The organism is Endobacterium cereale (genome assembly GCF_009617585.1).
Lineage (GTDB): Bacteria > Pseudomonadota > Alphaproteobacteria > Rhizobiales > Rhizobiaceae > Neorhizobium > Neorhizobium cereale.
The window spans coordinates 171,987-186,367 of sequence record NZ_WIXI01000040.1 but is presented as its reverse complement, the minus strand read 5'-3'; the positions used below and the strand labels follow the sequence as shown (position 1 = coordinate 186,367).

14 protein-coding genes are annotated in these 14,381 nt (G+C 56.8%); 3 read left to right on the top strand and 11 right to left on the bottom strand.

Features of this window, described 5'->3' with window-relative positions; all coding sequences use genetic code 11:
• Positions 1–9: 9 nt before the first annotated feature.
• From GAO09_RS10050 to GAO09_RS10035, 4 genes are all read right to left on the bottom strand, one after another.
• Positions 10–843 carry an amino acid ABC transporter permease gene (locus tag GAO09_RS10050; protein WP_209018675.1) on the bottom strand — a complete coding sequence of 278 codons (834 nt, stop codon included), beginning with the start codon at positions 841–843 and terminating at the stop codon, positions 10–12.
• Positions 844–886: 43 nt separating this feature from the next.
• On the bottom strand, positions 887–1,639 hold the full coding sequence (locus GAO09_RS10045; RefSeq protein WP_153353866.1) for an amino acid ABC transporter permease: 753 nt from the start codon (positions 1,637–1,639) through the stop codon (positions 887–889).
• Positions 1,640–1,648: 9 nt separating this feature from the next.
• Positions 1,649–2,473 carry a transporter substrate-binding domain-containing protein gene (locus GAO09_RS10040; RefSeq protein WP_153353865.1) on the bottom strand — a complete coding sequence of 275 codons (825 nt, stop codon included), beginning with the start codon at positions 2,471–2,473 and terminating at the stop codon, positions 1,649–1,651.
• Between the two features lie 224 nt (positions 2,474–2,697).
• Positions 2,698–4,089 (bottom strand): aspartate ammonia-lyase, encoded by a 1,392-nt coding sequence (locus tag GAO09_RS10035; RefSeq protein ID WP_153353864.1) that lies wholly within the window; start codon positions 4,087–4,089, stop codon positions 2,698–2,700.
• A gap of 149 nt (positions 4,090–4,238) precedes the next feature.
• Between GAO09_RS10035 and GAO09_RS10030 the strand changes: the two genes are divergently transcribed.
• The gene (locus GAO09_RS10030; protein WP_153353863.1) at positions 4,239–5,243 is read left to right on the top strand and encodes a LysR family transcriptional regulator; all 1,005 of its coding nucleotides are present in this window, start codon (positions 4,239–4,241) and stop codon (positions 5,241–5,243) included.
• On the opposite strand, the gene GAO09_RS10025 is transcribed toward GAO09_RS10030, so the two are convergent.
• Positions 5,204–6,091: a LysR substrate-binding domain-containing protein gene (locus GAO09_RS10025; protein ID WP_153353862.1), complete on the bottom strand. Its 888-nt coding sequence runs from the start codon at positions 6,089–6,091 to the stop codon at positions 5,204–5,206. The genes GAO09_RS10030 and GAO09_RS10025 overlap by 40 nt on opposite strands.
• A 107-nt stretch (positions 6,092–6,198) precedes the next feature.
• Between GAO09_RS10025 and GAO09_RS10020 the strand changes: the two genes are divergently transcribed.
• Together GAO09_RS10020 and GAO09_RS10015 are read left to right on the top strand one after the other, a co-directional pair.
• Positions 6,199–7,452 (top strand): aromatic ring-hydroxylating oxygenase subunit alpha, encoded by a 1,254-nt coding sequence (locus tag GAO09_RS10020; protein ID WP_153353861.1) that lies wholly within the window; start codon positions 6,199–6,201, stop codon positions 7,450–7,452.
• Positions 7,442–8,533, top strand: coding sequence for an FAD-binding oxidoreductase (locus GAO09_RS10015; RefSeq protein WP_153353860.1), 1,092 nt, complete (start codon positions 7,442–7,444; stop codon positions 8,531–8,533). Before GAO09_RS10020 ends, GAO09_RS10015 begins: the two co-directional genes overlap by 11 nt.
• A gap of 17 nt (positions 8,534–8,550) precedes the next feature.
• Here the strand turns inward: GAO09_RS10015 and GAO09_RS10010 are convergent, their stop codons facing one another.
• The 6 genes from GAO09_RS10010 to GAO09_RS09985 form a co-directional block, all read right to left on the bottom strand.
• Positions 8,551–9,561 carry a GlxA family transcriptional regulator gene (locus tag GAO09_RS10010; protein ID WP_153353859.1) on the bottom strand — a complete coding sequence of 337 codons (1,011 nt, stop codon included), beginning with the start codon at positions 9,559–9,561 and terminating at the stop codon, positions 8,551–8,553.
• A 40-nt stretch (positions 9,562–9,601) separates the two neighbouring features.
• Complete coding sequence (locus GAO09_RS10005; RefSeq protein ID WP_153353858.1) at positions 9,602–10,600, bottom strand: 4-hydroxyproline epimerase; 999 nt, start codon at positions 10,598–10,600, stop codon at positions 9,602–9,604.
• Positions 10,601–10,614: 14 nt separating this feature from the next.
• Entirely contained in the window at positions 10,615–11,466 is an 852-nt protein-coding gene (locus GAO09_RS10000; RefSeq protein WP_153353857.1) for an ABC transporter permease, read from the bottom strand.
• Positions 11,463–12,311 carry an ABC transporter permease gene (locus GAO09_RS09995; protein WP_153353856.1) on the bottom strand — a complete coding sequence of 283 codons (849 nt, stop codon included), beginning with the start codon at positions 12,309–12,311 and terminating at the stop codon, positions 11,463–11,465. The genes GAO09_RS10000 and GAO09_RS09995 overlap by 4 nt, the downstream gene beginning before the upstream one ends.
• A gap of 14 nt (positions 12,312–12,325) precedes the next feature.
• Positions 12,326–13,417 (bottom strand): quaternary amine ABC transporter ATP-binding protein, encoded by a 1,092-nt coding sequence (locus GAO09_RS09990; protein ID WP_153353855.1) that lies wholly within the window; start codon positions 13,415–13,417, stop codon positions 12,326–12,328.
• Positions 13,418–13,499: 82 nt separating this feature from the next.
• Positions 13,500–14,351 (bottom strand): glycine betaine ABC transporter substrate-binding protein, encoded by an 852-nt coding sequence (locus GAO09_RS09985; RefSeq protein WP_153353854.1) that lies wholly within the window; start codon positions 14,349–14,351, stop codon positions 13,500–13,502.
• Positions 14,352–14,381 lie beyond the last annotated feature (30 nt).

Genomic DNA, 14,381 nt, shown 5'->3' with positions numbered 1-14,381 from the left:
TTCTTAAACCTAGAGCTTGACGGCGAACTTGCGCTCAAGGCGCACCGTGAGTTTTGCAATCGGGTAGCAATAGAGGAAGAACAGAACCAGGACGAAGCCATAGAACGGCATCAGGAATTCCGGCTTGTTACCTTCCGCTTCCATCGCCTGGCGAGTAAGCGTTACCATTTCCTCGGTGCCAAGGATCGAGCACAGCGGAGTGGCCATGGTCAAAATGGCGTACCAGTTCATCCAGGGCGGGATCATTCGCTTGATGCACTGGGGAATAATGATCTGCCAGAGCGTCTGTATGCGGGTGAAGCTGAGACTTTCTGCAGCCTCCCACTGTGCAGAAGGCACAGATTGTATCGCACCACGAACAACGATGGCGATATTGGCTGCAACTGGCAGGGAAAGGCCGATAACCGCCTTTATCCAGCCGGGAAAGGGTACGCGCATTCCAAAGATCGTAAACTCGAACGGAAATGCCAGCAGAACCACGAACAGCAATACCAACCAGGGAGCATTGCGGAAGAAGGCAGTGCCTGTGTTTCCGATCAGGCGCAGCGCATACCATTTCGAAATCAAGGTCAGGCCAACCAGCACGCCCAAGCCAGTGCCGAGCGCCATCGAAAGGACGGAGATCAGAACATTGAAGAGAAAGCCGTTCAACACAAGAAACGGTGCCCACTTGTAAAGGACGGCAAGCGCGTCATTGACCGTGACCGCTCCCTGCGCAAAGGCATGCACCGGCCATATCAGCAAAAGCAGACCGATCTGCCACCATTTGATATTTGCGAGCCAGGATGTCAGCGAAAAGCCGTCCATTTGCGGCGCCGCGCGAAGTGGCAGCAGCACAGCCATGTCGCTTCCGGATGATTTTTCGTCATCAGCGTTTTTATAGATGTCAGCCGCCATAGCCGGGCACTCTCATTCGTCTTTCCAAAAGCCTGAGGCCGAGCGAAAGAATACCGACAAGGCCCACGTAAACGACCAGAAGCAGCAACATTGTCGGGTTCTGCGTGGCCGGATGATCGTTCCACAGCGACGCGGATTGATAGAGAAGCTCCGGCACGGCGATCGCGAAGGCCTGGGAGGTGGTCTTGACCAGGTTGATCAGGTTGCTGCTCAACGCAGGCAGACAGACCCTGAGCGCAAGCGGAAACTGGATTTCCGAAAAGATCAGCCAACGGCTCATGCCAAGCGCATCTGCGGCCTCGGTCGTCGAATTCGGCACTGCCTCAAGCCCGGATCGAAAGATTTCCACGTTGAAGGCCGCACCGAAAAGCGACAGCGATATCGCCGCCCAGCCGACATTCGAGATGAGCGGTATCTGGGTCCAGCCATCAGGGCTGTAGCTTGGCGTGAACTGCCCCAGCGCAAAATAGAAAAACAGCAACTGCACCAGCGGCGGGGTATTACGGAAGATTTGCAGGTAACCGCTAACGAACAATCTCGCGATCCTGTAGCGAGACGTCTGAAGCATGGACCCGGCGAAGCCGATGACCAGCGATGCTATGACACAAATGACGCTGAGCTGAATGGTTACCCACAGACCGGAAAGAATCCGGTCTGTGGCGCTGCCATCGTACAACCAAACGAAGTCCCAGCGAGGCGACCTCTCGGCAAGATCACGAAAATAATCGGAAAGGACGTTCATCTGCCGTCCTTACTTGATGGGATCCGCCATTTTGTCGTGCATGGATTGCAGATAGCCTGTCGACTTGATCTCCCACTTTTTCTCAAGTTCGAGCAGCTTGCCGCTGCGATGCCAATTGTATTCGAGACCGGAAATCAGCGTTCCGAATGCGCAAGCCTCTTCGGATTTTGCGACGGCGAGTCCCCACGGAGCCTGATCTTCAGACTGCAGCGGCATCTCGAATTCACCCCAGGAACCGGAAGCAAGATCGGACGCGATGGATGCGTCATCGAAGAGGAACGCGACGCATTTGCGGTCACGCAAGGCCTGCTTTGCCTCTGCGGCATTGGTAAAGGCCGAAATCTTGGCGCCGTATTTATCGGAGACCGACTGGTTATAGAAAGCGCCCTGAATGCCGCAGACCGGTTTACCGTTCAGATCTTTCCAGTCCTTGAAAGCGAGAGCTTTGGGGGAAAGAATATTGGTTCCGGACGCATAGTAATTCGGGCCAGGAATACCGACAATGTTACGACGCTCCTTCGTATCGGTCATCGTCGCAATCATGAGGTCCGTCTGACCCTGCTCCACGAATTGCATGCGGTTCGATGCCACCACGGGAACGAGACGAAGCTTGACGCCCAGCGTTGCTGCGACCTCTTTGGCGAGGTCGATTTCCAGTCCGACGACCTCGCCATTGGGATCGCGAAAGCCGAAGGGCTTGTAGTCTGCCTTTACACCGACGGCAATTTCTCCACGCTCGGTGATCCGTTTGAGAGTAGCGTTGCTGCACTCGGCGGCGTTGACAGAAGTGGTCGCGGTCAGCAGGCCCATCGTCAAAGCAATCAATCTTGTCATGTCCGTCCCCTTTTTTGTTTAGCTGTCGTTGAATTTGACAAACAACAGGATTTAATCTTGTCTTTTCAGGACATTTTTTTGCATTTTTCGGCCAGAGGAAAAAAGCCTGACCGACGGTATTTTCTGATAGGGCATCACCTGCGCCGGTCTATACATTGATACCCGTGCCGGGGCCTAGAGCATCCACCTGTTACCCCTCCCGACGCCCCCCCCTGGAGCATGGCTCAAACCCGGCAATCCGCTGCCTTGGCAAGAACCGAAACGATTTCGCCCTCGCCCAGCAAACCCCGCTCCGTTGCAACATCCACGAATGTTCGTTTTTGTGCGATGGCATCTCTTACGATGCCGGAGACGATCGCATAGCCGAGGTCCGGCACCAGAGCCGTCGCCAACGCGCTGGATGCCAAAAGATGATCGAACGACGATGCCTCGTTTGCGACAAGCCCGTCGATACAACGGGAAGCGAACATGTCGGCCGCCCGCGACAACAATTCGATGCTGTCCAGCAACCGGTCGCACACCAGCAATTCGTAGTGATTGATTTCCAGAAGGCCCTGCTGGCATGCCATAGCGATCGCGGCATCGTTCCCGGTTATGGCGAAGGCAACCTGGCAAACAGCCATGGGAATGACGGGATTGACCTTGCCCGGCATGATCGACGATCCTTGCTGCACGGAGGGCAACACAACTTCCTGAATTCCCCCGGCCGGCCCGGACGACAGCACGACCAGATCGTTGGCAATCTTCCATAAGGAATTGGCCGTATTGCGTAACTCGGCCGACAGCCTTGCGCAAGTATCCATGTTCTGCATACCGTCGAAGGCATTGGCAACCGCGATAAACTCTTCGCCGGTCATGGTGCGAAGATGCTGCATTGCGGCATTGCGATACCCGGGGGACGACCCGAACCCAGTTCCGATCGCCGTCCCCCCAAGAGGCAGATGCAGAAACTGATTCCGCAAAATGCCCAACTGTTCCACATGCCTTCTTGTGACGGCGGCATATCCACCGATCGCCTGCCCCAAGGTCATAGGCTGGGCATCCTGCAGACATGTACGGCCAAGGCGAAGAACGCTTGCATAAGCGCGCTCCTTTTCTGAAAGCGCCGCAGCAAGTTTGTCGATGCTGGACAACATGCCAGCCAGGGCACGATGCACCGCCAGCTTCATCGCGGTTGGGATGACATCGTTTGTCGATTGCCCAAGATTGACGTGATCATTGGGGTGAACGAATACGTATGCGCCAAGTGCGTCACCGCGTCTGGACGCGACCACGTTTGCAATGACTTCGTTGACATTCATGTTCGTCGAGGTTCCCCCCGAGCCTTCGAGCATGTCGACGAGGAGATGTCGGTCATGCTTTCCCTTCTTCAACTCCTCACACGCAGCAACGATTGCGGCGGCACGATCGGCCGACAGAACTCCGATATCAGCGTTTGCCTTGCCCGCCGCTTGCTTCACAGTCGCGAGTGCCCAGACAAAGTCGGGATAGGAAGAGATCGGACGACCCGAGAGCGGAAAGTTCTGTAACGCACGCCAGGTATTTACCCCGTACAAAGCGTCTGCAGGCAATTCTACCGCCCCCAAACCGTCAGCTTCCACTCGAATTTCAGTCATATCGAACCCCTTGTTGGCCGTCTTCTGGTGTCAGCTTCTTACAACCTCTTGCAAAGAACCGGGCATCGACACTTCTCATATTAAGCAATATTGGATTCAACATTAGCCATGCTAATGATGCGGGACATACTCACGGGCAAACCGGCAGCATGAAGCAGAAGATCGATACATCGTTGAACATCAACCTCTGGGATCTGCATGTTTTTCGGACCTTTGCCGACAACAGCAACCTCACGGTTTCGTCCTCCCAGCTTGGCGTCACGCAATCTGCCGTCTCGCAATCAATCGCCCGGTTGGAACGTCTGTTCGGCGTGGCGCTGATAGACCGATCCTGCCGGCCGTTGCGCCTCACACAAGCCGGAGAAATCCTGAAGAAAGGCGGGAACGGCGTTTTGCAGAATGTTCGACGGATGATCGACGAAGTTCGAGCGGCCGAAACGGTTGATCTTCCCATTCTGCGGCTGGGGCTGATCGATACTTTCGCGACGACCATCGGGCCTGACATCATGAAATTTTTAGGTGGCCGCATAGAACACCTGCAAATGTGGTCGGGCATTACACCGACGCTGTCGGCCGACCTGCTGAGCCGCAAGGTCGACATCATCGTTTCAGGCGACGCGATGACCGCCGAGCCGGAACTCACCCGTGAATGTCTGCTGCAGGAACCGTTGATTGCAGTCGTCCCAAAGTCTCAGGCTGATATTTTCAAGTCGATGACGATGAGTGAAATGTGCGAAGCACTTCCTCTCGTTCGTTTCAGTGCCCGCTCCGATCTGGGACAAAAGGTGGAGTATTTTCTGGAGCAACGCAGATTGGCTCCTCGCAGAACTATGGAATTCGACGCCAGCGAGGCGGTTCTGCGAATGATCTCGAATGGCCTGGGATGGACGATTGCGACGCCCCTGTGTCTGCTGCATGCTCACTCGTCTACGATGGATCTGGTCGCGTTGCCTTTGCCAACCAGCCGGACCTACCGTCGCATCTATCTGATCCATCGCCGAAATGAACTGGTATCGGTCATGCCCGATGTCATCGACATATTTCGAAGATCGATCGCGAACACCATAGTGCCGCGCATCACCGACATGTTTCCTTGGGCAGACCTGATGGCGGGTCAGGCACTCAACGACGTCGCCAGCCACTCGACGGCCTGATCGCGCGCCCGGAATGTTCGCGATTTTTTGGGAATGACTATATTGTATGTATTCGGCGCCGACATCGCTTGATCGCCCAGCTTGACCAGCGTGCTATCATCAAGGAAGGTCTGAACCAAAAGCCCCCACCCCAACGCGATACCTTGGCCCGACCGTGCGGCAGCGATCGCTTCGGTATAATGATTGAAACGCAACGACGGCCTGACGATAAATTCACCTCCTGAACCGGAAAGCCACTGCGACCAGGAATACCAGGTCCGATCGATCACCTCGGCTTCGATGAAATCATCCGAGGACGTGAGGGCAATATCGCTCCTGCTCGCCAGATAGTCCGGTGAACAGACCGGGAAGATGACATCGCCTCGCGACGCAATCACCACGGCATCATTGAAGGGCGGCGTGCCGTAACGCACGGCAACATCAATCCCACCCTCGGCAAGATCTAACCTCGCATCCTGTGAGACGACGCGGACCTGTATCGATGGATGCTGCCGGCGAAATGCGACAAGTCGGGGCAGAAGCCAAAACGACGAGAACGCCACCGTTGCGCCCAGCGTCACCACCTCATCATTGCCTGCCTTGATGCCTTCAATCGTTTCCGCAATGTTTCCGAAGCATTGCAACAGTGTGGCGCCAAGCGAAAGACAGGCGGGCGTCGGCTCGATCGCTCTGTGCTTGCGCACGAATAACGGCTGGCCGAGTTCTTCTTCCAGAGCCGCGATCTGCCGACTGACAGCCGCTTGAGTAACGCACAGTTCGCCGGCTGCTGCCGTAAAACTTCTGCGTCGAAGCACGGCCTCAAGCGTCAGCAGCGCCGTCATTGACGGCAATCTCCGTCTGAACTGCATCCTCGTTCCCCGTGACATTACTTTTTATTATGTGACCGCGAATTTAAATGCCGTTGAAGCCCATGATCGGCAAGAGCAAGCTGAACTCACATCGCACAGGAGTTCTCATGCTCAACAAACTGCCCTCCTCCATTTCAGCGTTGCTGGATGCCCGCACAAACGGACATTCTCTTCCCGCCGGTCTTTACACACGCGAAGACGTGTTCGAGGCGGATCTCGACGTATTCTTCCATAAACACTGGATATGCGTCGGGCTCGACTGCGACGTTGCCGAACCCGGTGACGCCACTGTCGTTGATATCGGTCGAACCAGCCTCATCCTGCTGAGAGACGACGAGGGCCAACTTCGCGTTTTTCACAATGTCTGCCGTCATCGCGGCTCACGCCTTCTGGATGCCGGAACGACGATCGTCTCGAAACTGGTATGCCCCTATCATACCTGGACATATGAACTGACGGGCGAGCTTGGTTTCGCTCCCCATATGGGAAAGGATTTCGACAAGAGCTGTCACAATCTCAAATCGGTCAATTTCAAGTCGATAGAGGGGCTGATCTACGTCTGTCTGTCCGATGACCCGCCGCAGGATATCGACCTGCTTGAGCGCACGATGACGGAACGCCTTGCACCATACGATATCCGCAATGCCCGCATCGCACACCAGACCGACGTGATCGAAGACGGAAACTGGAAGCTGACGCTCGAAAACAACCGTGAATGCTATCACTGTTCGGCCAATCATCCCGAACTCTGCGTCTCCTTTGTCGATCTCGATTTCGGGTTCGATCCCGAAAGTCTCGGTGAGGAGGATCGCCTGCAGGCCGAAGAGCATTTCAGGCTCTATGAGAAACGCACCCGGGCATGGGAGGCTGATGGATATCCCTCGGCGGCAGTTGAGCAACTCAGTGAGTGCGCCACCAATTTCCGCACGCAACGCCTGATTATCTCCGGCGCGGGAGAATCACAGACGTATGACGCGACCGCGGCGTCTTCCAAACTGATGGGACAGATGACCCGCAAGGATCTGGGCGACACCCATCTATGGGGGCACAACAGCTGGAACCATTTCATGGGAGATCATGCCGTGGTGGCGATCGTCATTCCGCTGGCGGCAGGAAAAACACTGGTTCGCACCAAGTGGCTGGTCCACAAGGATGCGATGGAAGGCGTCGATTACAACCTCGACAAGCTGACCGACGTCTGGATCGCAACGACGGATCAGGACGCAGATCTTGTCGCGCGTTCCCATGCCGGCGTGCTCGACCCGGCATACAGGCCCGGACCTTATTCACGGTTTTCCGAAACCAATCTCGATAAATTCGCAACCTGGTACATCGATCGGATGCGCGCCCATGGCTATTGACAGCTTGCACCGCCCTTCGGCCGCTACAGACGCTCTCCAGTTCTGGAACTTGGACGATGATGACAGTCTGATCTGCATTGACGTCCACCCGGAAACGCATGACGTGAAGACATTCACATTCGCCTCGGCATCAGGAAAACATTTCGCTTTCGAGGCCGGCCAGTATTTCCTGTTCGAGCCGGAGCTCGAAGGGCAGACGGAAAGCCGCTGCTATAGCATATCGTCCTCGCCAACGCGCACAGGTGTGTTTGCCATGACCGTGAAACGTGTTCCCGGCGGCCGAGTATCCAATTGGCTGCACGACACGATGGCACCCGGTGCAAAAATCAAGGCACGAGGGCCGCTTGGTCATTTCCGGCGCCCCGCCGGCGATGACCGGAAACTGCTTCTCCTGTCAGGCGGTTCGGGCATAACCCCGGTCATGTCCATGCTGCGTGCCTTATCCGATCGTGGCGGCAAGACCGACGTGGTGTTCATGCATGCGGCACGAACGCCTGCAGACCTCGTCTTTCATGACGAATTGAAGCTGATCAGCCGGCGACTGAAAGGAGTGAGGCTGCATCTTCTGCCGGAGACCACCGGTGACGATCCGTCATGGTGCGGACTGACCGGACGCATTTCAGCCGACTACATGCGTCTTGCCGTACCCGATGTCAGCGAACGACGGGTGATGTGTTGTGGTCCGGCTCCCTTCATGGTCGCAGCACGCGCCATCGTGTCGGGGCTCGGCGTGATCAGTGAAAACTACCATGAAGAGAGTTTTGACGCCGCCCCGATGGAAGACGCGGAAACGGTCGCACCGGATGGGCACCAGGCGCAATTCTTTCAGGTGGCGTTTTCAAAGCAGGCGCGCATGATTGATGTTTCAGCTGATCAGACGGTTCTGTCCTGCGCCAAAAAAGCCGGAATACGCATCCCATCCTCCTGCGCCAATGGTGTGTGTGGAACCTGCAAGTCACGACTGCTATCCGGCGCCGTCGACATGAAGCACAGTGGTGGCATTCGGCAGCGGGAAATCGATGCCGGCCTGTTCTTGCCCTGCTGTTCAAAGCCGCTCAGCGACCTCGTGGTGGAACGATAGGGACTGCCCGAAACGGATCAGTTCACGACCGCCTTGCGTGAGCGCAAACTTGAAGGCGTGTGCCCGAATTCGCGCTTGAAGGCACGTGAGAAATGCGCGGAGTTGCGATATCCGACATCAAGTGCAATTTCGATGAGCGAGGCACTGGATTGCGCCAGAAGGAGCCTTGCGCGCTCCATGCGGATCTTGCCAAAAGCCCTGGCGGGAGACGTGCCTATCGACTTCTGGAACAGCCTTTCCAACTGACGTTGAGAAAGACCGACAGCACTGCCGAGGTCTCCCATATCGAGTTCTTCGTCGAGATGCTGCTCCATCCTGATCATCACCGCACGGATGCGCGGATCCTCGTATTTTTCCTCAAGGGCGCGGCGAGGCTGGACATCCGCGGACGATCGCGCCTTGACGATCTGCAGGACTTCCAATGCCTTTTTCTCCGCATGCGGGCTGATATGTCGGCGCACGAGTGCCGCCGCAATGTCCGCCGCACTGCTACCGCCGGCGCAAGACCCGCGCCGCCGGTCCAGATTGAAGATGCGATCGGAACGAACGGGCAAATCGGGAAACCTTTCCTGAAACGCACGCGCATGCAGCCAGCTGACACAGGTAACGTGCCCCTTCATCAAGCCGGCTTCCGCAAGGATGAATGTACCCGTGCACAGGCCAATAAGCGGAACCTTCTGTAAGGCTGCCTTTTTGAGAAAATTCACTGTTTCCCGGTCGACGGGTTCCTTAACCGAAAGAAGGCCTCCGACCACGACGATGTAGTCGTATCGGCTCGGATCAACGAAATCGGAAGTCGGTGCCACCTGGATACCACAGCTCGACGTGATCAGATGGCGTGTGCTTCCCAAAACCTGCCAGTCGGCATGTATCCTGCCGGAGCGATCGTCCTCGTCGCTGGCAAGACGCAATGTATCGACGAACATCGCAAAGGCAGACAGGGTAAAGGAGCGCGCCAGAACAAAACCGACCTTCAAGCGCTCGGCGGCTTTTGTCACATTCCCCGGCTTGCTCTCGTCAGATCGCATTGTCTTTTCCTCCGCCCGACTGCCTTCGGCATAGGGAATTCTACTTGATCTGAAAGCCATGGGCGAGAGGGTCGCGATCGTCCACGAAAATTGTATTGTGCCCGATAACCCGGGCCCAGCCACCTATGCTCGGCAAGATGCCGCGGAAGGGACCGACCTGAGTTTCGGCCTCGACCCGCCCTTCGAAAACGGTGCCGATAAGGCTCTTGTTGCGGAATGACTGGCCGGTCTTGAGACGGTTCTTTCCGTGAAGCTGCGCCATTCGTGCGGACGTCCCCGTACCGCCGGGCGACCGGTCTATCGCCTGTTCTCCATAAAACACGGCACCGCGGCCGTCGCTTTCCTGGTCGGTGGGCCTATCGCACCAGATGGCATGATGAACACCGCTGATACGAGAATCCTCTGGATGAACCGGATGACAGATCTCAGCCAGAGCATTCCGCAGATGTTTGCTGGCGGCAATGATCTGCGCCGCTGTCATTCCGGCAAGTCCGGGCCAGTTTTTCTGGGGCTCTATGACCGCATAAAAATTGCCGCCATAGGCAATATCGACTTGCAGCAGCCCCATGCCGGCAACTTCGACTTCGACATCCGCTTTATGTAGATAACTCGGGACATTATGAAGACGAACCGACGCCACGCGGCCATCCGCAATCTCGTAAGCGACATCAACGCGGCCGGCCGGCGTCTCTACCGCCACTCTTCCCGGCTGACGCGGCGTGACAAGTCCCTCCTCTATGGCGGCAGTCACGGTGCCGATCGTCCCGGCCCCGCACATCGGCAGGCAACCGCTCACTTCGATGAACAACACCGCAAAATCGCAATCCTCACGATAAGCCGGATAGATGATTGAGCCCGACATGACGTCGTGACCGCGCGGTTCAAACATCAATGCCTTGCGAATCCAGTCGTGATCGCGAACAAAAATTTCTCGGCGTTCCGCCATCGGCAAATGGGGGAGCAAGGGACCACCACCGGCGACCAGCCGAACCGGGTTGCCGCAGGCGTGACTGTCGATACAGAAGAAGCTCCGCCTCATCGTCATTCTCCGTTCTAGGGGGCCGAAGGCATAGGGCCGCGATCGAGCAGACCGCGTGACAGACGGTCGAGCAAGATGGCGACGGCAACGATTGCAAGGCCGGCCCTCAGCCCGAGGCCCATCTCCATACGCGTCAGTCCGCGGGTCACCTCGGCACCAAGCCCGCCGGCACCAACAAGGCCGGCGAGAACGACCATGGCCAGCGACAGAAGAATGCATTGGTTGAGGCCGACAAGAAGCGTACGCGTGGCAAGCGGCAGTTCGATCTTGAACAAGATGGCACGCGGAGGCGCTCCGATGGCGCTGCCGAGTTCCCGGAATTCATGCCGTATCTGGTTGAACGCAAGCGTGGTCAGGCGCAGCATCGGCGGAATGCCGTAAACGATCGTGGCGATGATAGCCGGCACGCGACCAAGGCTGAAGATCATCACCGCGGGAATGAGATAGACCCATGGCGGAACGGTCTGCATGACGTCGAGAACAGGACGCACGAACATCTCAAGCATCTTGTGACGTGAGCAAAGGACGCCGAGAGGAAACGCCACCGCCACGGAGATGAGGACCGCGACGGCGACCAGAGCGATTGTCTGCATGGACGCCGTCCAGAAGCCGACGACAAGGCAGAAGCCCAGGCAAAAAGCAGAGAGCAGCGCCACACGCCAGTTGACGCAGAAAAATGCAAGCGCCGCGACGATGACTATCACCGCGAAAGGCGGCAGGAACAGAAGCCCCGCCTCTATCGCACCCAGAACAGCTTCGATCACCACGGTGATCGCGGCAAACACAGGATGAAGGTTGGCATTGAGCCAATCCACGACCGGGGCCAGAAATGCGCCCGGAGAAAACTGCAGCTCCGAAGGGTTCATGCTTTCCTCCCGTTACGCATGCGGCCGGCGCTCTGGGTAATCCGGTCAAGTATCATCGTCAGCACGACAATTGCGATGGCGGCGTTGATCGAGGTGGCGATATCGAGCGTTCGGATTGATCCGTAAATGGTCTCACCAAGCCCGCCGGAGCCAACGATACCGGCAATGACCACCATGCCGAATGCCATCATCAGGCTCTGATTGATGCCGGCCATGATGCTGGGCAAGGCAAATGGAAGACGGATCTTGAAGAACATCTGGATCGGCGTCATGCCGCTGGCCTGCCCCAATTCCAGAAACTCGTTGGGCGTCATGCGAATGCCGAGGGATGTCAGCCTGATCACGGGTGGCATTGCGACAATGACCGTGGCAACAAGCGCCGTTGCGGGACCGTAGCCAAGCAATGCAATGGCGGGCAGAAGATAGATGTAGGGCGGCAAGGTCTGGATGAGGTCGAGCGCCGGCTCCATGAACCGATCGAGGCGCGTGAAAAAGCCTGCCGCGACACCCACCGGAATTCCGATTACGAGTGCAAAGCTCGTGGCTGTCAGCACCAGAGCAAGGGTACTCATCGTCTCGCTCCACAACCCCATGGAGAAGCAGAGCGACAGAGCGACCCCGCCGATGAGCGCAAACCAGAGACCGACCAGACGCCAGCCGATCAGCATCGTTATCAAAACCACCACGTAGAACGGCGGCATCTCGAGCAGCCAAAGGATGGCGTCATAAAGCCCCTCGAGCAGCCAGCGGATATATTCGAACAGGAATTCCCCATTCTCGCTCAACCATTCAAGCGCTGAATCCGTCCATGCATCGAAGGCATCGGTAAAGGCGGACATGTCCATGACACGAGCCCTCCTTACGCATGCGCAGGGTGGTTCGGGCTTTCACCCTTAACCCCCAGCAGCAGGCTGCGTGGCGTCACCACTCCGAGAAGACGATCGTTTTCCCGGACAGCCAGCGCGTCCTGATCGGAGCGGATCATCAAGGTGATCAGTTCATCGATATCCGCACTGGGTGAGGTGTGTATCAGCGTGCCGAGATCTGCTCCCGGCCTGATTTTTTCATAGTCGGCCAGGCTCACCATCACCGAATGTGCCTTGATGAGGTGCAGCCGCGAGATGCCGGCGACGAATTCGGCGACATAATCGTCGGCAGGATTGAGGATGATATGCTCGGCCGTTCCCGTTTGGATGATCGCTCCATCCTTCATGATGGCGATCCGATCGCCAATACGGATTGCCTCGTCGAGATCGTGCGTGATGAAAACCGCGGACTTTCCAAGTGATTTGGTCAGCTCACGGAACTCGTCCTGCAACTGTCTGCGGATCAAGGGATCCAACGCGCTGAAAGGTTCGTCCATGAGAATGATTTCGGGATCTGAGGCAAGTGCGCGCGCCAGACCGACGCGTTGCTGCATGCCTCCCGACAGTTCGCGCGGATAACGGGTCAACCAGTCTCCCAGTCCGACCTTTTCGAGCGCCTCAGTGGCCGTGCGATTTCGTTCGGTTTTTGCCACGCCCTGAACTTCCAGCCCGAAGGCTGCGTTTTCGAGAACGGTTCGATGCGGCAGGAGCGCGACGTTCTGAAACACCATGCCGATGTTTTTGGCGCGCATCTGCCGTAACTCGACTGCAGACAGGGCCGAAAGATCCCGCCCCTTAACGATCACCTTTCCAGAACTGGGCGTTATCAGCTTGTTGAGCAGCCGGATAAGCGTCGATTTTCCGCTGCCCGACAGCCCCATGATACAGAAGATTTCGCCACGTCGGACCTTGAGGCTGGCGTTGCTTACACCCAGAACGCAGCTGAAATCGCGAAGCACGTCCTTTTTGCCCAGACCGCGTTCGGTTATGGCCTTCATCGCGGCTTCGGACTTGTCTCCAAAAACCTTGAAGAGCGACTGGCAGTCGATCAGGACTTCATCGGTACCGGCATTTGCAACACTCATAGCGGACCCCTTGAGCCAATCGGGTTGGCTTCTTTCTTGTGTCGGGAGCGGTCGCCCGTCGCCGGGCGACCGTCGAATGCCATCAATCCTTCTTGATGTTTTCCCAGCGCTTGATCAGATCCGCGTGGGCACCGACCCAATCCTGAACCGCCTGGTCCATGGTCTTGCCGTCCTTCACCGCCCCGTTGATGCCAGTGATTTCAGCAATCGGCACGTAGACGCTCGCCATGACTTCACGGGCATGCGGGTTCTTTTCGGAAAAGCCTTTCTGGCCGATCCAGTAATACCCCTGTGGCGGGGGGAAGACGTTCTTTGGATCCTTGAGATATTTTACTTCGTATTTCTGAACCATCCACGACGGTTCCCATATCGTGACAGCAATCCATTCCTGGCGATCATAAGCGGATTTCAGTGCGGCGGTCATCGCCGCGGTGCTGCCTTCGACGAGTTGCAGCTTGATGCCGTAATCCTTGACCGCATTCGACGCATCACGCATCAGGCCGGACCCCGGCTCGATGCCGATGATCTTGCCGGAAAACTTGTCACTGTTTTCGTTAAGCTGTTCGAGGGAGTCGATCGGGACGTATTTTGGGACGGCGATGCCCTGATAGAGACCGTGCGAGACAGGCGAAATCTTTTCCAGCCGGTTCTTGTTCTTGTTCCAGTAATCGTGAGCGACGTAATCGGTTTGCGAGGCCAGAACCTGGATATCGCCCTTGGCAAGCGCGGCATAGGCGATGCCCCATTCGGAGAACTCCGTAACCTTGACGGTATAACCGGCGTCCTCAAGCACCTTCTTGGTGATGCCGGTGATCGGCGTCAGGTCCTCCCAGGACAGGGTGCCCATGCTGATGGTCTTCTCTTCCGCGCGAGCAGGAAGCATGCTCATGCCGATCATGGCAGCGGCGCAAAGCGCCTTCCACATACTTTTCATTTCCATCACTCCTAGTTTCGGTTCCCATTT